This is a genomic window from Leifsonia sp. NPDC014704, assembly GCF_043083605.1.
GTDB lineage: Bacteria > Actinomycetota > Actinomycetes > Actinomycetales > Microbacteriaceae > Leifsonia.
In genome coordinates this window covers 1600650-1623407 of the sequence record NZ_JBIBYW010000001.1, presented here as the reverse complement: position 1 = coordinate 1623407, position 22758 = coordinate 1600650, and the positions used below count along the sequence as shown (strand labels likewise).

General features: G+C 69.2%; 24 protein-coding genes, 1 tRNA gene and 1 pseudogene. 15 read left to right on the top strand and 11 right to left on the bottom strand.

What is annotated here, in order from left to right; genetic code table 11:
• Positions 1–217 precede the first annotated feature (217 nt).
• The 4 genes from ACF1AJ_RS07980 (at position 218) to ACF1AJ_RS07965 (ending at position 4806) form a co-directional block, all read left to right on the top strand.
• Entirely contained in the window at positions 218–2659 is a 2442-nt protein-coding gene (locus ACF1AJ_RS07980) for a glycosyltransferase family 2 protein (protein ID WP_391506852.1), read from the top strand.
• Positions 2659–4269 carry a chitinase gene (locus ACF1AJ_RS07975; RefSeq protein WP_391506851.1) on the top strand — a complete coding sequence of 537 codons (1611 nt, stop codon included), beginning with the start codon at positions 2659–2661 and terminating at the stop codon, positions 4267–4269. Before ACF1AJ_RS07980 ends, ACF1AJ_RS07975 begins: the two co-directional genes overlap by 1 nt.
• A gap of 208 nt (positions 4270–4477) precedes the next feature.
• A complete protein-coding gene (locus ACF1AJ_RS07970; protein WP_391506850.1) occupies positions 4478–4651 on the top strand; it encodes a hypothetical protein in 174 nt (57 codons plus the stop codon).
• Between the two features lie 81 nt (positions 4652–4732).
• Positions 4733–4806: transfer RNA gene (locus ACF1AJ_RS07965), tRNA-Pro, on the top strand.
• 514 nt (positions 4807–5320) lie between these two features.
• Here ACF1AJ_RS07965 and ACF1AJ_RS07960 read toward each other — a convergent pair.
• The 5 genes from ACF1AJ_RS07960 to ACF1AJ_RS07940 form a co-directional block, all read right to left on the bottom strand.
• Positions 5321–5914 (bottom strand): hypothetical protein, encoded by a 594-nt coding sequence (locus tag ACF1AJ_RS07960; RefSeq protein WP_391506849.1) that lies wholly within the window; start codon positions 5912–5914, stop codon positions 5321–5323.
• Between the two features lie 382 nt (positions 5915–6296).
• Complete coding sequence (locus ACF1AJ_RS07955; RefSeq protein WP_391506848.1) at positions 6297–8900, bottom strand: LuxR C-terminal-related transcriptional regulator; 2604 nt, start codon at positions 8898–8900, stop codon at positions 6297–6299.
• 95 nt (positions 8901–8995) lie between these two features.
• Positions 8996–9229 carry a hypothetical protein gene (locus ACF1AJ_RS07950; RefSeq protein ID WP_391506847.1) on the bottom strand — a complete coding sequence of 78 codons (234 nt, stop codon included), beginning with the start codon at positions 9227–9229 and terminating at the stop codon, positions 8996–8998.
• Between the two features lie 8 nt (positions 9230–9237).
• Positions 9238–9519, bottom strand: a complete 282-nt coding sequence (locus ACF1AJ_RS07945; protein ID WP_391506846.1) for a DUF4242 domain-containing protein — start codon at positions 9517–9519, stop codon at positions 9238–9240.
• Between the two features lie 178 nt (positions 9520–9697).
• Positions 9698–10621 carry a ketopantoate reductase family protein gene (locus tag ACF1AJ_RS07940; protein ID WP_391506845.1) on the bottom strand — a complete coding sequence of 308 codons (924 nt, stop codon included), beginning with the start codon at positions 10619–10621 and terminating at the stop codon, positions 9698–9700.
• Positions 10622–10706: 85 nt separating this feature from the next.
• On the opposite strand from ACF1AJ_RS07940, the gene ACF1AJ_RS07935 reads away from it, so the two are divergent.
• Positions 10707–11297 carry a TetR/AcrR family transcriptional regulator gene (locus ACF1AJ_RS07935; RefSeq protein ID WP_391506844.1) on the top strand — a complete coding sequence of 197 codons (591 nt, stop codon included), beginning with the start codon at positions 10707–10709 and terminating at the stop codon, positions 11295–11297.
• Positions 11298–11327: 30 nt separating this feature from the next.
• Here the strand turns inward: ACF1AJ_RS07935 and ACF1AJ_RS07930 are convergent, their stop codons facing one another.
• Positions 11328–11546, bottom strand: coding sequence for a hypothetical protein (locus tag ACF1AJ_RS07930; protein ID WP_391506843.1), 219 nt, complete (start codon positions 11544–11546; stop codon positions 11328–11330).
• 102 nt (positions 11547–11648) lie between these two features.
• Here ACF1AJ_RS07930 and ACF1AJ_RS07925 point away from each other — a divergent pair, with 102 nt between their 5' ends.
• From ACF1AJ_RS07925 to trxA, 4 genes are all read left to right on the top strand, one after another.
• On the top strand, positions 11649–12098 hold the full coding sequence (locus ACF1AJ_RS07925; protein WP_391506842.1) for a GNAT family N-acetyltransferase: 450 nt from the start codon (positions 11649–11651) through the stop codon (positions 12096–12098).
• A 110-nt stretch (positions 12099–12208) separates the two neighbouring features.
• The gene (locus ACF1AJ_RS07920; RefSeq protein ID WP_391506841.1) at positions 12209–12766 is read left to right on the top strand and encodes a PadR family transcriptional regulator; all 558 of its coding nucleotides are present in this window, start codon (positions 12209–12211) and stop codon (positions 12764–12766) included.
• 5 nt (positions 12767–12771) lie between these two features.
• On the top strand, positions 12772–14490 hold the full coding sequence (locus tag ACF1AJ_RS07915) for an ABC1 kinase family protein (RefSeq protein WP_391506840.1): 1719 nt from the start codon (positions 12772–12774) through the stop codon (positions 14488–14490).
• Positions 14491–14528: 38 nt separating this feature from the next.
• Positions 14529–14903, top strand: a complete 375-nt coding sequence (trxA, locus tag ACF1AJ_RS07910; RefSeq protein ID WP_391506839.1) for a thioredoxin — start codon at positions 14529–14531, stop codon at positions 14901–14903.
• Between the two features lie 272 nt (positions 14904–15175).
• On the opposite strand, the gene ACF1AJ_RS07905 is transcribed toward trxA, so the two are convergent.
• The 4 genes from ACF1AJ_RS07905 to ACF1AJ_RS07890 all read right to left on the bottom strand — a co-directional run bounded on the left by ACF1AJ_RS07905 (position 15176) and on the right by ACF1AJ_RS07890 (position 17723).
• Positions 15176–16159, bottom strand: a complete 984-nt coding sequence (locus ACF1AJ_RS07905; protein ID WP_391506838.1) for a hypothetical protein — start codon at positions 16157–16159, stop codon at positions 15176–15178.
• Positions 16156–16311: a hypothetical protein gene (locus tag ACF1AJ_RS07900; protein ID WP_391506837.1), complete on the bottom strand. Its 156-nt coding sequence runs from the start codon at positions 16309–16311 to the stop codon at positions 16156–16158. Before ACF1AJ_RS07900 ends, ACF1AJ_RS07905 begins: the two co-directional genes overlap by 4 nt.
• 1 nt (position 16312) lies before the next feature.
• Complete coding sequence (locus ACF1AJ_RS07895) at positions 16313–16621, bottom strand: hypothetical protein (RefSeq protein WP_391506836.1); 309 nt, start codon at positions 16619–16621, stop codon at positions 16313–16315.
• Between the two features lie 82 nt (positions 16622–16703).
• Positions 16704–17723 (bottom strand): LacI family DNA-binding transcriptional regulator, encoded by a 1020-nt coding sequence (locus ACF1AJ_RS07890; protein WP_391506835.1) that lies wholly within the window; start codon positions 17721–17723, stop codon positions 16704–16706.
• Positions 17724–17922: 199 nt separating this feature from the next.
• On the opposite strand from ACF1AJ_RS07890, the gene ACF1AJ_RS07885 reads away from it, so the two are divergent.
• Positions 17923–18585, top strand: coding sequence for an ABC transporter substrate-binding protein (locus tag ACF1AJ_RS07885; RefSeq protein ID WP_391506834.1), 663 nt, complete (start codon positions 17923–17925; stop codon positions 18583–18585).
• A 203-nt stretch (positions 18586–18788) separates the two neighbouring features.
• A pseudogene (locus ACF1AJ_RS07880) lies at positions 18789–19058 on the top strand (alpha-hydroxy-acid oxidizing protein); the annotation flags it as partial.
• Positions 19059–19270: 212 nt separating this feature from the next.
• Here the strand turns inward: ACF1AJ_RS07880 and ACF1AJ_RS07875 are convergent.
• Complete coding sequence (locus ACF1AJ_RS07875; protein WP_391506833.1) at positions 19271–19564, bottom strand: hypothetical protein; 294 nt, start codon at positions 19562–19564, stop codon at positions 19271–19273.
• A gap of 104 nt (positions 19565–19668) precedes the next feature.
• Here ACF1AJ_RS07875 and ACF1AJ_RS07870 point away from each other — a divergent pair, with 104 nt between their 5' ends.
• The 4 genes from ACF1AJ_RS07870 to ACF1AJ_RS07855 all read left to right on the top strand — a co-directional run bounded on the left by ACF1AJ_RS07870 (position 19669) and on the right by ACF1AJ_RS07855 (position 22727).
• Entirely contained in the window at positions 19669–20151 is a 483-nt protein-coding gene (locus ACF1AJ_RS07870; protein ID WP_391506832.1) for a MarR family winged helix-turn-helix transcriptional regulator, read from the top strand.
• Positions 20148–20834 (top strand): NADPH-dependent F420 reductase, encoded by a 687-nt coding sequence (locus ACF1AJ_RS07865; protein WP_391506831.1) that lies wholly within the window; start codon positions 20148–20150, stop codon positions 20832–20834. Before ACF1AJ_RS07870 ends, ACF1AJ_RS07865 begins: the two co-directional genes overlap by 4 nt.
• Positions 20835–20886: 52 nt before the next feature.
• Complete coding sequence (locus tag ACF1AJ_RS07860; protein ID WP_391506830.1) at positions 20887–21933, top strand: LLM class flavin-dependent oxidoreductase; 1047 nt, start codon at positions 20887–20889, stop codon at positions 21931–21933.
• 134 nt (positions 21934–22067) lie between these two features.
• The gene (locus ACF1AJ_RS07855; RefSeq protein ID WP_391506829.1) at positions 22068–22727 is read left to right on the top strand and encodes a hypothetical protein; all 660 of its coding nucleotides are present in this window, start codon (positions 22068–22070) and stop codon (positions 22725–22727) included.
• Positions 22728–22758 lie beyond the last annotated feature (31 nt).

Sequence of the window (22758 nt, the reverse complement as noted above, 5' to 3'; positions counted from 1 at the left end):
GGACGTTCGATGCATATGCATGGAGAGCGGTCGACGCAAGCGCGACACACCCCGCGTTTCTGAGAAAGACGACAGACACCCCACCCCAAAGAGGGGGCGACCCTAAAAGGGGTATTTGTACCCCGGATTGTCCTCACTAGTGTGGACAACCGGGAGCCACCCGACCGTGCCCACCCGAGGGCCGGGCTCCCGTCTTCTGAAGGACGCATACCCGATCATGAGTTCTACAACCGCATACACCCCTGCCCGAAAGCGCCAGCTCGGCTCCGAGAAGCGCACAGAACCGCTTCCGACGGTCCACCCGAAGCCCTCCGACCGGAAGATCACCTGGAGCCGCGTCGCCATCGTGCTGACCGTCCTCTTCTGGGCGATCTACGTGGTGACCACGATCATCCGCCAGTTCATCGACAGCGGCAGCCAGAACTTCCGCTTCACGATGGAGGCCATCGGCTACACCGTCGTCGTCACCTTCCTCACCTTCTCCGCCCTCATGTATCTGGTGGCACGGCAGGGAGCGCTCCAGCGCTTCCAGAAGCACGTCCGCGTGCCGCGTGCCGAGCTCGACCGCCACTTCGCCGACAACCAGCCGTCGATCACCGTGCTCGTCCCGTCGTACGCCGAGGAGCCCGAGGTGGTGCGGATGACGCTGCTCTCCGCCGCCCTGCAGGAGTTCCCGTCCAAGCGGGTCGTGCTGCTCCTCGACGACAACCCCGACCCGAGCGACCCGGATGTTCGCGAGCGCCTCGACGCGACCCGCGACCTCGCGCACGACATCAGCGCGACGCTGGCCGAGCCGCGGTTCCGGTTCTCCGACGCGCTGATGCGCTACGAACTCGGCGACACCGGCGTGTACGCGACGGAGGAGGCCGCGCAGGAGCTCGCCGACCACTACCGTTGGGCCGCCCAGTGGCTGTACGCCCAGGCTGACGCCCACACCGTCGAGGACCACGTCGACGTGTTCTTCGCCGACCAGGTGCTCCGCGCTCTCGGCGACGACCTGGCGCTCACCGGCGAGGCCGTCTCGGCCGCGATCGCCGAGGGCGCCTCCCTCACCAGCAAGCGCGTCGCGCAACTGTACCGTCGCCTGTCGTGGACGTTCGACGCCGACCTCGCCGTCTTCGAGCGCAAGAAGTGGGCGTCCCTCTCGCACGAGGCGAACAAGGCGATGAACCTGAACGCCTACATCGGACTGATGGGCGGCACCTACCGCGTCGAGGAGACGCCGGAGGGACAGATCCTCACCCCGGTCGCCGCCGGCCAGCGCCGCCCCGGTGACATCGAAATCCCCGACAGCGACTTCCTGCTGACGCTGGATGCCGACTCCATCCTGCTGCGCGAGTACTGCCTCCGGCTCACCTACTTCCTGCAGCAGCCCGACAACGCCCGTGTGGCGGTGACCCAGACGCCGTACTCGTCCTTCCGCGGCGCCGGCACCCGCATCGAGCGTCTCGCCGGTGCGACCACCGACATCCAGCACATCCTGCACCAGGGCAAGTCGTACTACGGCGCGACGTTCTGGGTGGGCGCGAACGCGGTGATCCGCAAGAGCGCGCTGGACGACATCGTCGAGACCGAGTTCGTCGGCGGCTTCGAGGTGCGCCGCTACATCCAGGACCGCACCGTCATCGAGGACACCGAGTCGAGCATCGACCTCGGCACCCACGGCTGGACGCTGTCCAACTACCCGGAACGCCTCAGCTACTCCGCGACCCCGCCGGACTTCGGTTCGCTGATCGTGCAGCGTCGCCGCTGGGCGAACGGCGGTCTGCTCATCCTCCCGAAGCTGTGGCGTCAGGTGAAGGAGCGCAAGCGCCGCGGCGAGACCGTCTCCCGCATCGAGCTGCTCCTGCGCGTCAACTACATGGCGTCGATCAGCTGGGCCAGCTTCGGCCTGATCTTCCTGCTGGCCTACCCGTACGACGGCCGCCTGCTCAGCCCGATGGTGCTCCTCGCCGCGCTGCCGTACTTCATCAGCCAGGCGGCCGACCTCCGCTACAGCGGGTACAAGGCCACCGACATCTTCCGGATCTACGGCTTCAACCTCATCCTGCTGCCGGTGAACCTGGCCGGGGTGCTGAAGTCGATCCAGCAGTCGCTGACCGGCAAGAAGATCCCGTTCGCCCGCACGCCGAAGGTCAAGAACCGCACGGCCTCGCCGCTGCTGTACGTGATCGCGCCGCTCGCGATCGTCGCCTTCTCGCTGTTCACGCTGTGGCGTGACGTCAACGCGCACAACTGGGGCAACGCCGCGTTCGCCGCGTTCAACGCCACCCTGGCGATCTGGGCGATCGTCGCCTACATCGGCATCTGGAACACCATCGTCGACATCTGGATCGGGATGACGAAGCCGCTGTACGTGGACAAGTCGCGCCGCCGTTCGACCGAGGAGGCCGCACCGCAGACCGCATCCATCGACTGGCGTTCTGTGCTCTACCACGGCCACGCGGGCGGCGAGGTGCCGCACCTCGCTCGGGTCGGCGCTGTCGTCGACGTCCGGGCCGGGGACGCCGAGGTGTCGCTGTCGGGCTCGGACGTCGCCGTCGATGGCGCTGCCGCGGGCGCGGCGGAGTCCTCCGGCGCGGAGGGCTCCGAGGCGGCGGCCGCCGCGAACGGATCCGCTCCGGCCGAGTCCGTCTCGAGCGAGAGGCAGGCCGCCTGATGGCTCGCGCATCCCAGAAGCAGATCTCGGCGGACGCCGTCGAGCGCGCACAGGCTCCCGAGTCCGCATCCGGCCGCCGCCTGTCGCCGTGGCGTGTGATCGGCGCCGCCCTCGTCGCGATCGTGGTCGTGTCCGTCGGCGCGGTCGGCCTGCAGTGGTGGAGCGCCCGCGCGGCGGTCGACGCGAAGCCGTGGTTCGCCTCCTACGTGGATGTGACGGCGACGCCCCGGTTCGCCTTCGAGAACCTGGGCGGCACGACGACGAAGGATGCCGTCCTCTCGTTCGTCGTGTCGTCGCCGTCCGATCCGTGCGCGCCCAGCTGGGGCGGTGCCTACTCGCTCGATCAGGCCCGCGGCTCCCTGGATCTGGACCGTCGCATCGCGCGCCTCCAGCAGCAGGGCGGCACCGTCGCGGTGTCGTTCGGCGGCCAGCGGAACGACGAGCTTGCAGTGCACTGCGTCGACCCGTCCGCACTGAAGAGCGCGTACGCGTCCGTCGTCGACCGCTACAAGATCGGAACGATCGACCTCGACCTCGAAGGCGACGGACTCGCCGACAAGGACGCCGCCGCTCGCCGCGCCGAGGCGATCGCCGCACTGCAGCAGGAGCGCCGTGCCGCGGGCAAGAGCCTCGCCGTGTGGCTGACCCTGCCCGTGGCGCCCACCGGCATGACCTCGGACGGCACGGATGCGATCGCCGCCATGCTGAAGGCGAAGGTCGATATCGCCGGCGTCAACGTGATGACCATGGACTTCGGCGACGCCAAGGACGCGAAGACCTCGATGGCGAAGACCGCGGAGTCCGCCGTGTCCGCCGCCCAGCGCCAGCTCGGCATCCTCTACGACCGCGCGAAGCTGCACCAGAGCGACCCCAGCCTCTGGGCGAAGCTCGGGGCCACCCCGATGATCGGCCAGAACGACATCGAGGGCGAGGTGTTCACTCTCGCGGACGCGGCCTCCTTCAACAGCTGGGCCGTGTCGAACGGCCTGGGGCGCATGTCGATGTGGTCGGCGAACCGCGACAAGACCTGTGGCTCGAACTACGTGGATGTGACCGTCGTCTCGGATGCCTGCAGCGGCGTCGACCAGGGCAAGAAGTCGTTCGCGACCGTCCTCGCGAAGGGCTTCGACGGGCACATCGCACTGGGGGAGGGCGCCGTCACGACGGCCGAGCCGACCTCCACGGCGACCGCGGACGACCCGGCCCACTCGCCGTACCCGGTGTGGGCGTCGAAGAACTCGTACCTCAAGGGCACGAAGGTCGTCTGGCACCACAACGTGTACCAGGCGAAGTGGTGGACGAAGGGCGACGTTCCCGACAACCCCGTGCTGAACGCATGGGAGACGCCGTGGGAGCTCGTCGGCCCGGTGCTCCCGGGCGAGACGCCCATCCCGCAGCCGACCCTGCCCGCCGGGACGTACCCGACCTGGGCCGGGACCAGCGCCTACGACAAGGGTCAGCGCGTCCTCTTCGACGGCGTACCCTACGAGGCGAAGTGGTGGACGCAGGGCGACAGTCCCGAGGCCGCCAGCGCAAACCCCGACTCGTCGCCCTGGACCCCGCTCAGCCAAGACGAGGTCGACCAGATCATCGGCGGCTCCAGCCGCTGAACCCAGCTCGGCGGCGGGACGCTGACTCCCCCCACTCGCGTCCCGTCGCCGACTCCCACCTGGACACCCGCTGCGGGGCGGGGCGGTCCGGGCGCCCGTCTGCCCAGGTCATTCGGCCAGTGCGACGGCGCAGTGCCGGCGGGGATGAGTGTGCCTTCGGGTGGCGCACCGCATCCCTGCCGGCACGAAAGACAGGCGTGATCGAACCGTGACACCCGGCGCCGGCCACCGCGTCGCCCGACGACCCGCTCGACGCGAGGTGATGATCGGCTACCCGATCGACCCGCCCGTCGAGGGCGCAGGCAGCGTGGACGTCATCTGTCGACTCGGCGGCACCCTGGGCTCGCCGAAGCTGATCGACTGGGCGACGAAGGACATCTGACCCGGCGTGCGCGGGGCACCTCTCCGACACGGTAGGATGGTCGAGTTGCCCCGCGCGGAGCCTCGGCTCGGGCGGCGACAACGGGCTGTGGCGCAGCTTGGTAGCGCACTTGACTGGGGGTCAAGGGGTCGCAGGTTCAAATCCTGTCAGCCCGACGCAACGAAAGAGCCGGTGGGCACGAAGGTCGCAAAGCGACCACGTGCCCACCGGCTCTTTCGTTGCTCGCTGCTGTCTATTGGGGTCCCCGCGCGCGAGGGGCCCCGGGCGCCGTCCCGAGCGCAGCGAGGGCCGGCGTCTGGGGGAGCGCGTGGGGCGCAGCTCGACGCGGAACGCAGAGTCCCGATCGCTGGTATCGATGCTGGACGATGCCGCCCGGCCGTCTAATCGTCGCCCGTTCGGTGAGGGCGTGACGGCCCGTAAGCACCGGTCCCGCTCCGGCGATCCCGCAGCGCGACGATGAGGTAGACCGCAGCGACCACCCACGCCCAGGCAGCAGCCAGGATCATCACCCACCAGTTAGGAACGCCCCGTAGCGCGTAACCCACGCAGAGCGCGATCCCTCCCACGCCGAGGATTCCCCAGAGCACTGCATGCACAATCCGAGGGCGGCCGAACGCCAACCGAAACCAATGCTCGCGTGCGCTCATGTTGCTTGCGACCTTTCGATTGTCACCCACGGCATGCGGTCAGGTTGGCCGGAACAAGCTGGGAGGCTACATACCCGAAGATGCCCGAAGCGAACTTGACGATTTTGCCCGGCCCGTAGATCGACAGGGTTGCCCACCCGACGGCGTAAAGACAGGCCACCGTGCCAAAGGCTGCAGGGTTTCCGGGCTTGCCATATCCAGTCAGCGGGACCGACTGCACCACCACCCCGTTGATGTACTTCTTCAAGTAGCTGCCTTTGCACGTACCTAGCAGAGCGCCCGGCGCAAGCCAGTAGTTGTTTCCGTTTTGAAGGATGCAGTTGTAGGAGTACTGGCCTGTTGAAGGGTCTGCGACCACGGGAAACGCTGCCACATCGGTGAAGTCGACCACCTGCGTGAGAGTGTTCCCGTGCACCTCGTAGTGTGTCGGTACGGCGTCCCCGTTGGCGTCCTTCGCCCAGGCCTCACCGAAGACACGCAGCGGCGATCCGTCCGCCGCGACCACAGCAAGCGTTCCGTTCGCGTCCTGCGTAAGTGATGCTCCCTCGGGTACGTCTATCGGGTACTCGTACCGCTTAGGGACGCTGGCGTTGTCGATCACCGTGTTGATCTGCACGGTGCCGTCGGACCAGTCAGGCTCGCACCGATGATGCAGGCCCCTGCCAGCGTTGCCGCTGACACCAATGCACGAGACTTCTTCACTGAGGTCTCCCTTTCGTTCCGAAAACAGAACGAAGTGGACATGTCCATCACCCGGGCAAGCCGGAACGGTCGTCGTCCACTACTCGCGAGGGCGCAGCGCCCCTTCACTTACGGAGACGCCGCAGCCGCGAGATCGTGACGGCGTCACGCTCCAGTCACAGGCGCGCACCTCGCTCCCGGGGTGACCGCACCCGAACCGCACCGTAGCCGCCTCTGAGCGGCGGGAATGCCGACGACATCATTCAACTCATCGACGGACCGCGCCCTCGCAGATCACAATGCGCGCGGACGCGCGGTCAGATCAGCCCCAACTCACCCGCGGCCCTCACGACGTCGCGGCGGCTGGAGACTCCGAGCTTGCCGAGCACGGCCGAGACGTGGTGGTCGGCCGTCTTGGGGGAGATGTAGAGGCGCTCGGCGAGTTCTCCGTTCGTGAAGCCCTGGGCGATGAGGCGTGCGACGTCGAGCTGCCGGTTGGTGAGGCCGGCCGGGTTGGTGCGTGTCGTGCGCCGCGGGGGAGCGGGGATGGATCGGATGCCTCGCTGGAGCAGAAGGGCTCGCGCCCGCGCGGCAGTGGCATCCACTTGGAGTTGGTGCAGGCGCGCAAGGGCGGGAACCGCCACCTCGGGGGACTCGTCGTGCACGCCCGCCAGGGCTGCATCGAAGGGGGCTCCGATTCGGAGCCAGGCCTGCGCCGCATCGCTGTGGCGGCCCTCGAGCTCCAGCCGATAGGGGTCGGCGACCTGGTCTGCGCTGAGGCGCACGTCGAGCCTGTCTAGCCAGACGAGAAGATCGCCGATGGCCCACGCGTTGCCCGGCCGAGAATCGGCGGCGGCGACGAAGGCCGCTGCTTCGTCGAGCAGGGGTTCCGGGTCGCCCGTGAGCCAGGCGCGCTCTGCGTGCGCGGAGAGCACGGCGAGCAGCACCGGTGCCTCGCCGATCTCGTTCGCGTACGCCCACGCGAGTTCCAGGTGGCTGTCGATCAGCGCCGGGTCACCGCCCTGCCGCATAGCGAGGAGCGCGGACAGGATGTGCGGCCAGATGAGAGCAAGTGGCGCGCCGTGTCCCTCGAGAACGGTTGCCGCGTCCTCCGCCGAAGCCGTCCAGCGTCCGCGAATGAAATGCAGGCGGGCGCGCATTCCTGTCTGCCACTGGTTGCAGATCGGGATGTCGCGCGTGATCGTGACCGGAATCGACTCCGCCAGAACCGCCTCCGCTTCGGCGAGGCGTCGATGCTCGATGTCGATCGCCGACAGGTTCGAGTGCGCGGTCGTCCCGATCTCGTCGAGGGAGACCTGGAACGCCGCGGCCGCCTGCATGAGAAGGCGCGCACGGCTCGCCACTGAGCCTTCGAGCAGATCCGACGCCGCCTCCGTGATCTCGATCCGGCGGCGGGCGGCATCCCCGGCGTCATCCGCATCGTGCACGAGTCGACGCGCGGCGGATGCGATCGTGCGCGCCGTGTCGACGTCCTGCCGGCGGTAGGCGAGATAGGCGCGTGTGGCCTGCGCGGACGCGGCCGCGGCGGCTCCACCGCCCGCGTGCGCGGCGAGGTCCGCCTGTTCCTCTGCCTCTCGGCGTCTCGCCGAGTAGTACTCGATGATCGCGCGTCGCTCGTGCGCGGCGGCGACGCCGTCAGGGTCGGCGAGTCGTTCGCGGAGGTCGAGGGCTGCGCGGGCGGACTCGCGTGCATCGGCGAGGCGGCCGACCATGTACTGCTCCTCGCTCAGCGCGGCCAGCAGTTCCGCGCGATCGACGGAGTCAGCGGTCAGCTGCTCGACCGCGAGCGCGAGGAAGGCGACCGCTTCGGAATGGGCTCCGGCGCGGATCGCCTCCCCTGCGGCGAGGCGCGCGTAACGGAGGGTGCGCTCCGGATCCGCTGCGCTGACGGCGTGATGCGTCAGCACCGCGTGATCGGTCGATTGGACGGCTTCGAAGGCCTCGAGCAGACGCTCGTGGAGGAGCCGGCGGACCGCCTCCGGCGTGCCGTCCACGATGGCGAGACGGGCGAGTTCATGCCGGAAGGCGATGCCGCGACGCGTGCGCACCAGCAGGCCGCTCGACTCCAGGCGGCGAAGAGTCGGGACATCGATGCCGAGGCTCGGCAGGAGGCGGTCGTCGAGGGCGTCGGGGGCGGCGGCGATGAGCTGGAGGACCTCCACGTCCTCGGCGGCCAGCCCGAACGTGCTCGCGACGACGGCGTCCCGCACGGTCCGTGGCATCCGCTCATCCGGATGCCGTGCGATCTCGGTGACGAAGAAGGGATTGCCGCCAGTGACCTCGTGGACGCGCACGGCATCCAGTCCGTCGTCTCTCAGGGCGGCGCGGACCCCGTCGACCGAGAGCGGGCGCAAGGCGACATGCGCGGAATGGTCGCTGCGCGCGATCTCGCCGAGGAGCGGGAGCAGCGGATGACCGAAGCCGACATCCGCCTCGCCGTCCCGGTAGCTCAGGATCAGCAGAAGCGGGAGCCGGTCGATCCTTCGGGTGACGAACCGAAGCACCTCCACCGATCCGGCGTCGATCCACTGCGCGTCCTCGATCACGACGACTGTCGGCTCCTCGCCGACACGGTCGAGGAATCGACGCTCGACCGCCGAGGGGTCGTCGAGGTTCGGCCTGGAGACGCCGTCGAGGTCCGCGAGGATGTCACGGATCGGTCCGAGCGGCCGTGGCGTGCCGAGCGGGTCGCACAATCCGCGAAGCACCCTCGGTCCGTCGCCGCCCAGCAGCGCACCGGCACCAGACGGTCCTTCGTCGCCGCCGAGGACGGCGGCGAGGAGGGCCGTCTTGCCCGATCCGGCGTCTCCGGTCAGCGTGACGACACGGCCGGCCTCGTACAGTCCGGCGAGTTCTCTGCGCAGCGCTTCGGCCTCGAGCCCGCGCTCGAACAGCCCCATGGCAGCATGGTAGACGCCATGGGGCTGTTGCGGGCCGGTCGCCTTCGCGAGCGCATCGCTCCTCGATGGCCGGGTGGCAGCACTCACCGTCCGGCTCAGAGCACCTGCCGCGCCACGAGGACGCGTGCCCGCTCCGTGCTCACTCGGAGCGCGTCGCGTGCGCGGGCTTCTTCGCGCAGGATTCCGGCCGTCTCGTGCGTCATCAGCGGACGCGAGGGACGAAGCGCTCTGATCCGCTCGCGCAGTACGCGGCCGAGCGAGGCGCGCATCCGGCCTGGGCCTGCCGGGCGGTGCTCGATGCGCGCGCCGGACGAGGCGAAAGCTGACATTGCGGCGTTCACGCGGCGTCCTCCGCGGTCTGCGGGCCGAACTCGGCGACGACCTCGGCGACCAGGTTCGCCGGGAAGCCTCCGCGCCGTGCGTGCTCGCGGACGAGTTCGGCGCTGTCGGTCGCATGCAGGCAGTAGAGCTTGTCGCCCGCGACGTAGGTCGTGATCCACCGGTATGGGACGCCGAGGGACTCGACCGCGGCGTTCGAGGTGCACGCGATCTCGACGAGCTCGTCGTGGCTGAGGGTCGAGGCGCCGGGCACTTCGCGTTCGATGAGGAAGGTTTTCATGAGGGATCCATTTCTTTTGGACCGGTGTTCACCGGAGTGGATCCATGCTCATGCGCGCCGCCCTGCCGTCACATCGGAGGGGATTCCCTATGTTCCGAGGGCCGCATCCCTATCTTCTGGACGCAGATCAGCGGTGGGGGTCCGGCGGGTCGCCGACGATTGACCGCATCTCGCTGGTTCAGCGTTCGAGTCGCGGAGTGGGGATGCCGAGCCGGCGGGCTTCGCGCATCGTGTCGTCGAGCACGGCTCGCGCCTCCGGGGCGTGAGGGTCGGTGTGCGCAGCAAGGCTCCTCCGCGCGATCGGAACCAGCTTCGTCGCCCATGCCATCGCCGTGGCGACGAGGCGCGGTCGCCGAAAGGGAATCGTCCCGGTGCGGTGCCGGCCGAGGTCGACGCCGCGAGCTTCCACGAGAGGAAGCAGTTCGCGCGTCGTGAGCAAGGCGTCGTGGAACGCTCGGCGGTCTCCGATCATGTCCGCCAATGACCCGCTCCGAAGTGCCTGGTCGAACATCCCGGCGTCGGCGATGAAGTGGAGCCAGAGCCACCCGCGGATGTCCTTCTCCTGTCGGATGGTCAGGTCCGCCAGCTCGAAGGCCGCGAAGACCTCCCTCTCCCGCGGCGTCGGAGTGGTCTCCGTCGTGCCGATGATGATGGACGACATCATCGCGCCCCGGAGCACACCGTCCTCGTCGAAACCGCCGCCCGCTTGCGAGAACCCCAACACGACGCGATCGGCCGGAAGCGGGGCGACGGCGGCGAGGGGCTCCTCCCAGACGTTGCCGAGAACGAGTACCGTCGCCGCGCCGAGCCGCGGCGCCAGGAAGGCGGCCGCTTCGGCGAGGTGGTGGTGCCCGACGCTGAGCACGATCAGGTCGAAGCCGTCGGTCGCGTCGAGGGTCTCCCGCAACGGAGTCCGGTACGGCTCGCGCACTCGTCGGCCGAACGGCTTGCGGCGCCCGTCGATCACATCCAACCGCACCGTGTCGCCGTACTGCGCGATCCGCCCGGGACGCACGTAGAACTCGACCTGATGCCCGGCGGCCTGCAGTGCGTGGCCGTAGATCGTCGCGATCACTCCGCGACCGAACATCAGAATGCGCATGGCGGTGTTCCTTCGTAATATGGAGCCTGTCTCCACTTAGGAGAATATGGAGACGATCTCCGTTTTGTCAACGAAAGGTCATGCCGTGGGCGAAGTCCGGGCTCTCCGAGCGGACGCACGCCGCAACAGGGACGCGATCGTCGCAGCCGCCCGCGAGGTGTTCGATCGCGACGAGCAGTTGCGCTTCGACGACTTCGCGGCGCGGGCCGGCGTCGGAGTGGGGACGCTTTACCGGCACTTCCCGACCAGGGAGGCATTGGCGGCGGCGGTGTACGAGGGCGAAGTGGCCGCACTGTGCGATGAGGCGAGCGACCCGGGGCGATCCGCCGACGAGAACATCGGCGCCTTCTTGCGCGGGTTCGTGGAGTACGTCGTGACGCACGGCGGCCTCGCGCGGACGCTCGCGGCCGTCGTCGACCCGTCCGTTCAGGCCGTCGGGGGCGCCCGGCTTGAGCGGACCGTGACTGATCTTCTGGCGCAGGCAGCCGCGGAGGGGAGCGTGCGTGACGATGCGAATGCGGGGGCGGTGATGGTCGTGCTGCACGGAATCGGATCTGCCACCGACCGTCCGCACTGGGTTGCAGAGTCGCGCGCGGCCGTCGAACTGCTGCTTGCCGGGCTCAGGGCTCTGCCGGCTCCTGACGCTCGCGCTCGCCACCACATCCCTCCGGGCTGAGCAGCCGGAGGACTCGGGTCGTAACGCTCCCTACGACGCCTGCTCCCGCATCACCTGACGCAACGCCCGGCGCAATTGCGCCTCGATGACGCGGGCCTGCTGCGACGTCACGTTCTCGTTCTGGCTGCGGCGCTCGGAGCCGGCGCAGCGGTCGCCGTTTCCGGTGAAGTGGATCGCCGTCCGGCCGTCCGCGAGCACCGGGTGCTGCTCGCCGCAGTGTGCGCATTCCCTGAACGTGAACGAGGTCATGAGACCACGCTACGGAGGGGGTATTTCGGCAGCGTTGCGCGTTGAAGAAGAGACGATGACGGGGGTGAGCCCTATGTCGGTGGATCGCGCTGCCGTCCACGCATGGACCTGCGCATCGAAGAGCTGTCGACGTCGAACCTGCGCGGGCTGCGCGACCTGCGGCTCGCGCCCGGCCAGGAACGGTTCGTCGCGCCGGTCCTCGAGTCGATCGCCGAGGCGTATGTGACCCCAACGACGTGGCCGCGCGCGATCGTCGGCAACGGCGAGGTGGTCGGCTTGGTGATGGCGAACTGGGATCCGGACAGCGAACGGGAGGCGTTCCGCGCGGGCATCTGGCGGCTCAACGTCGACGAGAAGGCGCAAGGCCGCGGAGTCGGTCGGTTCGTCGTGAATGAGGTCGCAGCGGAGGCGCGACGACGCGGCGTTTCTCGCCTCACGGTGCTCTGTGAGCGCGGCGACGGGGGGCCTGAAAACTTCTACCTCGCCTGCGGGTTCGTCCCGACCGGGGAGGAGCTGTTCGGCGAGGTCGTCGGTGGGCTCGCGATGGGCTGAGGCCGCCGGGGCAGCCTGCTGAACGTTCGCTTGGAAGCAGAGCCGATCTCTTCTCACCGTTAAGTCAGCGATATATCGTTGACTATCGCTACCTGATCGAGGAGGCACTCATGTCCAACTCATTCCCCACCGGCGGGTTCGGCGCCCGCATGGATCCGGACGCCATGTGGCAGGCGTTCGAACAACTGCGGTCGACGTTCGAGAAGAAGGTCGGCACCCGCATGGGCCGCGGCGATGTCCGCGCGGCCGTCCTCTCGCTCCTCAGTGAGAAGCCGATGCACGGCTACCAGATCATCCGCGAGATCGAGGAGCGCAGCGGCGGCAGCTGGAAGCCGAGCGCCGGCTCCGTCTACCCGACTCTCCAGCTGCTCGCCGACGAAGGACTCATCTCGGCCGAGGAGTCGAACGGGCGCAAGACGTACGCGCTGACCGAGGCGGGGCGCGAGGTCGCCGCCGCTGAGGCATCCACCCCGTGGCAGACCGGCACGAGCGACTCCCGAGCGACCACCGGAGACCGCCGCGGCGCCAACCTCCCCAAGGCCGGCGTCGAACTCGCTCAGGCGGCCGCGCAGGTGCACCGCAGCGGGACACCCGAGCAGGTCAAGGAAGCCGCCGACGTGCTCGACGAGGCACGCCGGAAGCTGTACGCGATCCTCGCCCAGGGCTGACCGGGGTGACGTCGGACCAGGCGCCCGCCGCGCCGTCGAAGGCGCCGGCGGGGACGCCGGCCACGCGTGCGCGCTACCGCCGCATCCTCCGGTTCGCCGGCTGGAACCTCGCCGTGACCTGGTGGTACGAGCTGTTCCTTCCGCGCATCGGGCTCGCCGGCGTCGCCGCGCGCAGCCGGTCGCGGCGCATGCGGCGGTTCGCGCAGCGGTTCCACGGGCTCGCCGTCGAGCTGGGCGGGCTGATGATCAAGGTCGGCCAGTTCATGTCCTCACGGCTGGACGTGCTGCCGCCCGAGATCACCAGCGAGCTGGAAGGGCTGCAAGACGAGGTACCGGCCGTCCCGTTCCCGGCGATCCGAGCGCTGGCGGAGGCGGAACTCGGCGTGCCGCTTGCGAGCGCGTTCGCGTTCATCGACGAGACGCCGGTGGCGGCCGCATCCCTGGGACAGGCGCACCGCGGGCGGCTCACCGCCGAGGTGGCGGCGGAGACCGGACAGGACGCTGTGGTGCTCAAGGTGCAGCGTCCCGGCATCGACACCATCGTGGATGTCGACCTCGCTGCCCTGCGCAGGGTCGGCCGCTGGCTCAGCCACGTCCGGCTGGTCTCCGACCGCGTCGACGCACCGGGCCTGGTGGAAGAGTTCGCGCGCACCAGCCTGCAGGAGATCGACTACCTGCACGAGGCGGGCAACTCCGAGCGGTTCGCCGAAGAGTTCGCGGGAGACGACCGCGTCGCTGTGCCCGCGGTGGTCTGGGAGCGGACCACCCGCCGTGTCCTCACCCTCCAGGACGTCACGGCGATCAAGATCACTGACGCCGAAGCATTGCGCGCCGCGGGCATCGACGCCGCCGACGTGGCGCCGGTATTCGCCGAGGTGATGTTCGACCAGCTCTTCACGAACGGGTTCTTCCACGCCGACCCGCACCCGGGCAACATCTTCGTGACGCCCCGGCCCGCTGTGGCGGGGGAGCGGCCCTGGCTGCTCACGTTCGTGGACTTCGGGATGATGGGCGAGGTCCCGGCGGGAACGCGCAGCGGGCTCCGCAAGCTGCTCATCGCCGCCGCCTCGCGCGACGGGAAGGGCCTCGTGGATGCGATCCGCGACGTGGGCGTGCTCCTTCCGACCGCCGACACGGCCGAGCTCGAGCGCGCGATGACCCACCTGTTCGCCCGGTTCGGAGGAATGGGGTTCGCCGAGCTGCGCGAGGTCGACCCCCGCGAGTTCCGGGAGTTCGCGGTCGAGTTCGGCGACGTCGTCCGCTCGTTGCCGTTCCAGCTGCCCGAGAACTTCCTGCTCATCATCCGGGCGATGTCGCTGACCTCGGGCGTGTGCAGCGCGCTCGATCCCGCGTTCAACCTGTGGGACTCGGTGGAGCCATACGCCGCGCAGCTGCTGCGCGATGAGCGCGGCAACCTGGTGCAGGATCTCGGCCAGCAGGCGCTCGAGATCGCCGGGATCGCCTGGCGGCTGCCGAAACGATTGGATGCGTTGGTCACCCGGGTCGAGGACGGCACGGTGGCGGTCACCTCGCCGCGCCTCGAGCAGCGGGTCGGCCGGCTGGAACGTGCGGCGCGGCGGCTCGTCGCGGCGGTCGTCTTCGGCGGCGCCATCATCGCCGGAGCGATCGTGCACGCGTCGGACGCGGTGCTCGGATCGGTGCTGATGATCGCGTCGGTCGTGCCTCTCGCGTTCACCGTCTTCACAGGACGGCGGGGGAGCTGAGCCGGAATACTGCCTGGTGAGCTTGCGTTTCATCCACTATGGCAACCACAGAGATCACGTCGACCAACCACGACCAGACCGTCGCCGACGGCATCGTGCTTCTCGACTTCTGGGCCGACTGGTGCGGCCCGTGTCACATGTTCGCTCCGATCTTCGAGAAGGCGTCCGAGCAGCACTCCGACATCACGTTCGGCAAGATCGACACCGAGGCCCAGCAGGCCCTCGCCGCCTCGTACGGCATCCAGTCGATCCCGACCCTCGTCGCATACCGCGACGGCATCCCGCTGTTCTCGCAGGCCGGCGCCCTCCCGGGCGAGGCGGTCGAGAACCTCATCGAGCAGATCCGCGCCCTCGACATGACCGAGGTCCGGAAGCAGTACGACGAGCTGAAGGCGGCGCAGCAGCAGAGCTGAGCGCAGCGACAGCACCAGGGCGCGGCCTCGTCATCCGACGGGCGCCGCGCCTTCGTCGTTTCCGGAGGCGATCCGCGCACCACGGGATGCGGAACGCCTCCGTTCTTCGCTCGACAGCGGCATGTCGGGTCGGAACTCCTCCGTCTCCATCGCAGTGGGAAAGGGAGGAGGTGGCGGGCGACACGCCGGGCGGGAGCGCGAAAGGGAGGAGTCGGCGGACCGAGCGACCCGGAAGTCCTCCGTTCGCGGCGGTCGGGCCGGTGCGTTCCTGGTCACTCCTCCGAAAGGGTGCGCTCGAGGGCTTCGATCTCGCCGACGAGGACGTCGGTCTTGCCGACACGCAGGCGTCGGAGCTGCATTGCGTAGACGGCGCCGGCGGCGTCGATGTCGCACTCCAACAGGGTGGCGATGCGGGAGAGTGCGGTCGCGTCGTCGGGGGCGTCCGTGATGGCGGCGATGACCTCCCCGATCGCATCACGCCCGGCCCGCAACGCATGCAGCACGCGCAGGCGATCGGCCGCCGCATGACGAAGGTCGTGCGGCGCGGGCGGGGGATGGGGAAGCGGCGGGCGGTGCGCCGCGATCACCCCGGACGTGAGGTCGACCCGCAGCGGCTCGGACGTGAGCCGAAGATCGGGGGTGTGCGCCACGATGTCGTGCAGACCGGGCTTCAGGTCGCGCCACCGGCCGCTCTCGATGCGCGCGGTCACCCGCGCGTAGTCGCCGGGATCGAGCGGTACGGTGCCGCCGTCACCTATCCAGCCGAAGTACAGGTCGCGGAGCCCGCCGCCGACGGGCACGATCGACGCGAATGTGTTGAATGTGTCTCCGGTGGGCAGCCAGCGGGTCGACCCCTCGTTGACGATGTCGATCGACAGGCGATCGACGTCGGCAAGCTCGCGCGTCACTGCCGGCCAGCGGAGCACCAGGCCGCCGCGGCGTTCCGCGACACTCGGGCGCACCGGCAGCGCACGCGGGTAGAACGAGACTCGCGCCAGAGCCCCATCCCGGGCGGAATACACCTGCCCCACCGCCCACGACCGATGGTCGCCCGAGACCGGTGCGCCGATCAGCAGAGGGGCCTCCTCGACAGGCGGCGGCCCGAGAACGCGCCAGCCGTCCGGCACGACATCCCCGGGCTCGGACGTGCCCACCGCGAGCCGCGCGAGCACGTCGGCGAGCGGTTCACCCTTGCCGACGAGCGCACCCGCGTCGACATCGTAGGAGCCGATCTGCGGGGCCGTGTCGTCCCTCACTCGACCACCCTGTCGCTCGCAGGCGAATCGCCGGACGCGCCCCGCACATCCCGGATGCCATCCGCGACCCCGCGGCGGACCACCCAGTACAGCGCATAAAGAGCAGCGCCCGAGAGGACGACGGTCAGGGCGAGAGCGCTGAACGCATCCACGTCAGCTCTCCGCGACGCCGGTCTCGTCGGGTTCCACATCCGCTGGCACCCCGAGCAGGCGGGCGATGTACGCCATCACCACCGAGGCGGCGATCAGGGCGATCCCGAGCGGCAGCAGCGTCTGCCGGATGAGGTCGAGCACCACAGTCAACGCCGCGAGCATCCCCTGGTCCACAGGGGTCGATGCATTCGCCTGCACGGTGAGCGCATAGCCGACCTGCGGCAGCAGCATGTTCAGGAGCAGTCCGGCCACCGCGAGGCCGATGCCCCACCACAGCACCACTTTCGGCCGGAGCCTGGATTCGGTCACGAGCGTCCCCCTTCGTCGCGGTGTCCACGTCGAGACTAGCGGGCCACGCGCATGTGGTGGCAGAACCGCGGAGACGATCGCGCTACTCGACCGCGTCCGCCGAGCTGCTTCCGCGCACGACGAGTTCCGGCTGGTAGAGCACGTGGCGGGGCTCGCGCTCCGGATCCTGCGCCTCCTCGATGAGGATCTCGACGCCGGTGCGACCGATCAGCGCGCTGGGCTGCCGGATGGACGTGAGCGGCACGACGGACGCGCTCGCGAACATGATGTCGTCGTAGCCGACGAGCGAGATGTCCTCCGGGATGCGGATGCGGCCGTTGATGTAGAGCCCCTGCAGGAGGCCGACGGCGACGAGGTCGTTGGCGGCGAAGACGGCGTCCGGGCGGCGAGCAGCGCTCCGCTGAACCAGCTCTTCTGCAGCGCGTCGGCCCTCCAGCACGGTGAGGGCCTCGACGGGAATGACCTCGAGGGAGACGCCGGGATGCTTCCCCACTTCCTGTCGGGCGCCGGCGAGACGGTCGCTCACCTGGCGGATCTGCAACGGGCCGCCGACGAACGCGAGCCGGGTCCGCCCCGATCGGATGAGGTGGGCCGCTGCGAGGGCGCCTCCGGCCACGTCGTCGACCGAGACGGAGCTGAACGAGTCGTCGCTGCTCACGCGGTCGACCAGGACCGCCGCGATGCCGCGATCCCGCAGCTGCCGCAGCCGGCGTGCGGGATCGCCGACGGGGGAGAGCAGCACGCCGCGCACGCGCAGCTCCTCGAACAGGTTCAGGTACCCCGACTCGCGGGTCGTGCTCTCGTTGCTGTTCCCGACGATGACGCTGTAGCCGGCATCGGCGGCGGCGTCCTCCGCCGCGGTGGCGAGGTCGGTGAAGAAGGGGTTGCCGCCGCTCAGGGTGACGAGCCCGAGCGCCTGGCTGTGGCCCAGACGCAATTGGCGTGCCGCCTCGTTGCGAACGTAGGACAGCTTCTGCATGGCCGACATGACGCGTTCGACGGTTTCGGGCGCGACGATCTCCGGCCGGTTGAGCACGTTCGAGACGGTGCCGACGGAGACCTGCGCCAGTGCGGCGACGTCCTTCACGCTCGCGGAAGCCATGCGATCCCTCCTGGCTGCGAGCGTAGCGGATGGAGGAGTTGAATCGATCAATCCGGCAAAATTCGCAAGCCTGTCTTGAATCGTTATATTCCGCGCTTGACGGCGATCGCCGAATGCATTTGTGGTCAGTGAAGCGTTTCAAGCCCACCCGGAAATTCCCCCGGGGCGCCGACGCTCACTCAATACAAGGAGGTATTTGATGTTCTCTCGGAGAACGGTCACACGGGTCGCCGCCACGCTCGGCGGCGTCGCGCTCATCGGCGCTGCTCTGGCTGGATGCAGCTCGTCCGGCGGGTCCGGCAGCACCACCATCTCCCTGCTTGCCGCGGGCAACGACCCGGCGAGCACCAGCTTCGCGAAAGACCTGTCCAAGGCGTTCCACAAGGCCGACCCGTCCATCACCGTCAAGGTCGAGACCCGCCCCGGCGGCACCGACGGCGACAACCTGGTGGAGACGCGCCTGTCGACGGGAGACATGAACGACGTCTTCCTGTACAACTCCGGTTCGCTGTTCCAGGCACTTCGCCCCGACAGCCAGCTCCAGCCCCTCACCGACGAGTCGTGGGCGAAGGGCCCGACGGAGGACTTCAAGAACTCGGTCAGCACCGACAAGGGGCTCTACGGAGCGCCGACCGGCACCACCTTCGACGGCGGCATCATGTACAACAAGAAGGTCTACGAGAAGCTCGGGCTGACCGTGCCGAAGACCTGGAGCGAGTTCATCTCGAACAGCGAGAAGATCAAGGCGGCGGGCATCGCGCCGATCATCCAGTCGTACGGCGACACCTGGACCAGCCAGCTCTTCGTGCTCGGCGACTTCGCCAACGTGAGCGCGCAGGACCCGAACTGGGCGAAGGACTAGACGGCCAACAAGGCCGACGCCAAGTACTCGAAGGAGCCGGCGTTCGCCGGATTCGAGCACACCCAGGAGGTCTTCGAGAAGGACCTGCTGAACAAGGACTACGCGTCGCTCACCAACGTGAACGCGTTGAAGATGCTGGCGACCGGCGAGGGTGCGCAGTACCCGATGATCACCACGGTCATCAGCAACGTGCTGCAGAGCACACCGGCATCATGAACGGCGCCGACATCATCGCCGCCTACGCCCTCGGCGCGAAGTTCACCCTGATCGGACGCGCCTACCTCTACGGGCTGATGGCCGGGGGCCGTGCCGGGGTTGACCGCACCATCCAGATCCTCACCGACCAACTCACCCGCACCATGAAACTCCTCCAAGTCACCTCGCTGGCGGAGCTCGGCCCCCAGCACGTCACCCAACTCACGCGCCTGCACCCCCTCCGCCCCGACCGCCATCCCGTCCCCGACGACGCGTAACCACCCGCGTGAGATTTGCGCCACATCGCGGGAATGCGGCGCCCAAAACCGCGATTTGGCGCAAATCGCGCGGGGACGTGACGCGCAGGACCGCGATTTGGCGCAAATCTCACGCCGCGGAGCGGGGCGAACGCCGCGAAGGGCGCCAACATTCGTGCCGAATGTGCGCTTTGCGCGCCGCATTCCGCACATTCGGCACGAATCGCGGGGCGTCAGCGCGGGGTGTACTCGTAGACGACAGCGGACCAGTGGTCGCCGAGCTCGTCCCAGGACTCGGGGCCGTGGAACGCCAGCCGGTACTGCACGTTGAGCAGCGGACCGAGCACGTCGAGCACGTCCGGCTGGAACGGGGTGCCTGCCGGGAAGCCGAGGCCGAAGCTGTGGATGATACTGTCGTCCGCCGCGCGCAACCACACGCCCCAGCCCTGCGCGACCGGCATGGCGACCACACGGAAGACGTGGGCGGGGTCATAGTCGGCGGGGAGGGCGTCGGGCAACTCGCTCATGGTGCAACGGTAAGGCACGCGTCGGAGGCGGGAACAAATCCATCCGGCCGGCGGTTGATTGACACGTCAGCTATCCGGCTGGCGTGATCGAGAACGAGGACCGCATGACCCCCACCGAAACCCCCGAGCGACTCACCGACCGTGAGCTCGCCGTGTGGCGGTCGCTGCTCGACACCACGGGCGACCTTCGCCGGCTGCTGGCGACCGAGCTGCAGCGCGTGGAACTCTCTCCCGGCGACTTTGCGGTGCTGCTCGCCCTCACCGAGGCGCCCGAGCGGACCCTCCGGTCGTCCGAGCTGGCCGACGCGATCGACTGGGAGCGCAGCCGGGTGTCGCACCACCTGGGGCGGATGGAGAAGCGCGGCCTCATTCGCCGCACCGAGTGTCCCGGCGACAACCGCGGGGCGCTCGTCGTCCTCACCGAGGACGGCTACGAGGCGATCCGCCGGGCATCGGGACCGCACCTGCGGGCCGTGAAGCGGCTCTTCGCCGACGCGCTCCGCCCCGACCAGCTCGACGCCCTCGCCGGAGCTCTCGAGAGCATCCAGAACCACCTCGCCGACACGACGGAAGGACACCGTCCATGACCACCACCGTTTCCGCGCGACCCCGCGTCGCGATCCTCGGCGTCGGACACGTCGGCTCGGCGCTCGCGCGCATCCTGCTCGACGCCGGCTACGAGGTGGATGTGGCGGCCTCGGGCGACCCGCAGCGCATCCAGCTCATCGCCTCGGTCATCATGCCGGGTGCCCGTCCGGCGTGGGCCGCGGAGGCCGTCGCCGGCGCAGACATCGTCATCCTCGCCATCCCGCTGCACCGGTTCGCCGGACTCGACCGCGGGATGCTCGACGGCAAGCTCGTCATCGACTCCATGAACTACTGGGCGCCGACCGACGGCGTGCAGCCGCTGTTCGAGGACACGTCCCTCACCAGCAGCGAGATCGTCCAGCGAGAACTTCCGAACTCCACCGTCGTGAAGACGTTCAACCACATCGGCTACCACGAGATGGAGGAGGACCGCCGCCTCGCCGGCGAGCCGGACCGCCGCGCTCTCGGCGTGGCCTCGGACGACCCGGAAGCCGCCGCGCTCGTCGCCTCCCTCATCCAGGACGTCGGCTACGACACCGTCCTCGTCGAGAGTCTTCGTGACGGGGTCGCGTTCGAGCCGGGCGGCCCGGTCTTCGGTGCGCGCCTCGACGCGGGCGGCTTCCGGGCCGCCGTCGCGGGCGAGAGCACGCCGGAGCTCGTCTCCGCCGAGGCCGCCGCCTGACCCGGCGGCGACCGCATCTCTTTTCCTCGCATCCACACCCGAAAGCACACAAATGAACACCGCACCCCAGAGCTTCCCGCTCACCTTCGGCCTGAACACCTTCGGTGACGTCACGAGCGACGCCGACGGCCGTCCCATCTCGCACGCTCAGACCATCCGCGACCTCATCGACCACGGCGTCGCCGCCGACCAGGCAGGGCTCGATTTCTTCGGCATCGGCGAGCACCACGTCGACGACATGCCCCTCTCGGCGGCCGACATCGTGCTGAGCGCGATCGCGGCGCGCACCGAGCGCATCCACGTCGGCTCGGCCGTCACCGTGCTGAGCTCCGACGACCCGGTGCGCGTTTTCCAGCGCTACTCCACGCTCAACGCCGTGTCGGACGGTCGCGCCGAGATCATCCTCGGCCGCGGTTCTAGCGTCGACTCGTTCCCGCTGTTCGGCTTCGACCTGTCCGACTACGAGCAGCTGTTCGAGGAGAAGACCAACCTGTTCGCGCACCTCCGCGAGGGCGGGCCGGTCACCTGGGAAGGGAGCACCCGCAGCGGACTCCGCGAGCAGGATGTGGTGCCGCACCTCGAGACACCGCTGCCGACGTGGATCGGCGTCGGCGGCAGCCCGGAGTCCGTCATCCGCACCGCCCACTACGGCTTCTCGCTCATGCTGGCCGTGATCGGCGGACCGGCCTCGCGCTTCGCGCCGTACAGCGAGCTCTTCCACAAGGCGCTGGAGCAGTTCGGCCGTGAGCCGCAGCAGATCGGCCTGCACTCGCCCGGCCACGTGGCGGCCACGGACGAGCAGGCGCGCGAGGAGTTCTGGCCGCACTACCGCGACATGATCACCAAGGTCAGCGCGACGCGTGGCTTCGCCGTCCCGACCGAGGCGTCGTTCCAGCGCGAGCTGGGCCCAGAGGGCAGCCTCTACGTGGGCTCGCCGGAGACCGTCGCCGCGAAGATCGCCGCTAATCTGCGCGTGGTCGGCGCCAACCGCTTCGACCTCAAGTACGGCATCCCCGGAATGACGAACGACTCGCTCCTCGAGGCCATCCGCCTCTACGGCACCGAGGTCGTCCCGCGCGTCCGCGCCCTCCTCGCCTGACCGTCTCCCTCGCGGATCCGCTCACCGTCGAGTCCGCACTTTTTGCAGACTCCGACGGCGCGTCGTGTGCAAAGTTCGCGGACTCGACGGCTGCTAGCCTGCACCCAACCGACACACCGAGCTCAGGAGGACGCATGACGACGCACGCCGAGAAGACCTACGCCCGCATCACCGGCTCGCCGGCGCCGCGGGACCTGGAGTGGACCGAGTTCATCAGCTTCTGGCAGGACCGCGCCGACCAGGTGGAGCAGGAGACCGGCGATCGTCTGGCCGTGAAGCTCAACGGCCATCGCGAGGTCTTCCGGCGTCAGCACGACGGTCGCGTCTCCATCGAGGACATCGAGCGCGCACGCCACCTGCTGGCGGCGACCCCGGAGCCGAAGGGCCACGGCGACCTGCTCGCGGTCGCGATCGACGCCGAGCACGCCCGCATCTTCGACTTCGACCTGGATGCGCGCACCGTCAGCGACACGGAGCACACGGTCGCCGACGAGGACCGCCGCGCCCACCACCTGCGTACTGTGGAGCGGCACACCGGTCACGACGACGAGCGCGACCTGAACCATTACTTCGACGCCGTCGCCGACGCGCTCCGGTCGACCGCCCCGGAGCGCTCGTTCGTCGTGATCGGCCACGGGTCGGGGAAGGCGGATGTCGCGGCCGAGTTCATTGAGCGGCTGCGGGCGGCCCAGGCGGATGTCGCGGCTCGCGTGACCGCGCTCACCGAGCTCGACCTGAGTGCGGCGAGCGACGCCGACATCGAGGCCGCCGCCCAAGCGGCTGTCCGCCTCTAGCGCGCGCATCGCGTCCCCTCCCGCCGTCGAG

Bases quoted from the DNA above. Each gene is read 5' to 3' on its own strand.
- trxA (WP_391506839.1), top strand. From the start codon at position 14,529: ATGGCAACCACAGAGATCACGTCGACCAACCACGACCAGACCGTCGCC.
- ACF1AJ_RS07865 (WP_391506831.1), top strand. From the start codon at position 20,148: ATGACCACCACCGTTTCCGCGCGACCCCGCGTCGCGATCCTCGGCGTC.
- ACF1AJ_RS07920 (WP_391506841.1), top strand. From the start codon at position 12,209: ATGTCCAACTCATTCCCCACCGGCGGGTTCGGCGCCCGCATGGATCCG.
- ACF1AJ_RS07975 (WP_391506851.1), top strand. From the start codon at position 2,659: ATGGCTCGCGCATCCCAGAAGCAGATCTCGGCGGACGCCGTCGAGCGC.
- ACF1AJ_RS07885 (WP_391506834.1), top strand. From the start codon at position 17,923: ATGTTCTCTCGGAGAACGGTCACACGGGTCGCCGCCACGCTCGGCGGC.
- ACF1AJ_RS07890 (WP_391506835.1), bottom strand. From the start codon at position 17,723: ATGGCTTCCGCGAGCGTGAAGGACGTCGCCGCACTGGCGCAGGTCTCC.
- ACF1AJ_RS07945 (WP_391506846.1), bottom strand. From the start codon at position 9,519: ATGAAAACCTTCCTCATCGAACGCGAAGTGCCCGGCGCCTCGACCCTC.
- ACF1AJ_RS07875 (WP_391506833.1), bottom strand. From the start codon at position 19,564: ATGAGCGAGTTGCCCGACGCCCTCCCCGCCGACTATGACCCCGCCCAC.
- ACF1AJ_RS07855 (WP_391506829.1), top strand. From the start codon at position 22,068: ATGACGACGCACGCCGAGAAGACCTACGCCCGCATCACCGGCTCGCCG.
- ACF1AJ_RS07980 (WP_391506852.1), top strand. From the start codon at position 218: ATGAGTTCTACAACCGCATACACCCCTGCCCGAAAGCGCCAGCTCGGC.
- ACF1AJ_RS07950 (WP_391506847.1), bottom strand. From the start codon at position 9,229: ATGTCAGCTTTCGCCTCGTCCGGCGCGCGCATCGAGCACCGCCCGGCA.
- ACF1AJ_RS07940 (WP_391506845.1), bottom strand. From the start codon at position 10,621: ATGCGCATTCTGATGTTCGGTCGCGGAGTGATCGCGACGATCTACGGC.
- ACF1AJ_RS07870 (WP_391506832.1), top strand. From the start codon at position 19,669: ATGACCCCCACCGAAACCCCCGAGCGACTCACCGACCGTGAGCTCGCC.
- ACF1AJ_RS07925 (WP_391506842.1), top strand. From the start codon at position 11,649: ATGGACCTGCGCATCGAAGAGCTGTCGACGTCGAACCTGCGCGGGCTG.
- ACF1AJ_RS07930 (WP_391506843.1), bottom strand. From the start codon at position 11,546: ATGACCTCGTTCACGTTCAGGGAATGCGCACACTGCGGCGAGCAGCAC.
- ACF1AJ_RS07860 (WP_391506830.1), top strand. From the start codon at position 20,887: ATGAACACCGCACCCCAGAGCTTCCCGCTCACCTTCGGCCTGAACACC.
- ACF1AJ_RS07955 (WP_391506848.1), bottom strand. From the start codon at position 8,900: ATGGGGCTGTTCGAGCGCGGGCTCGAGGCCGAAGCGCTGCGCAGAGAA.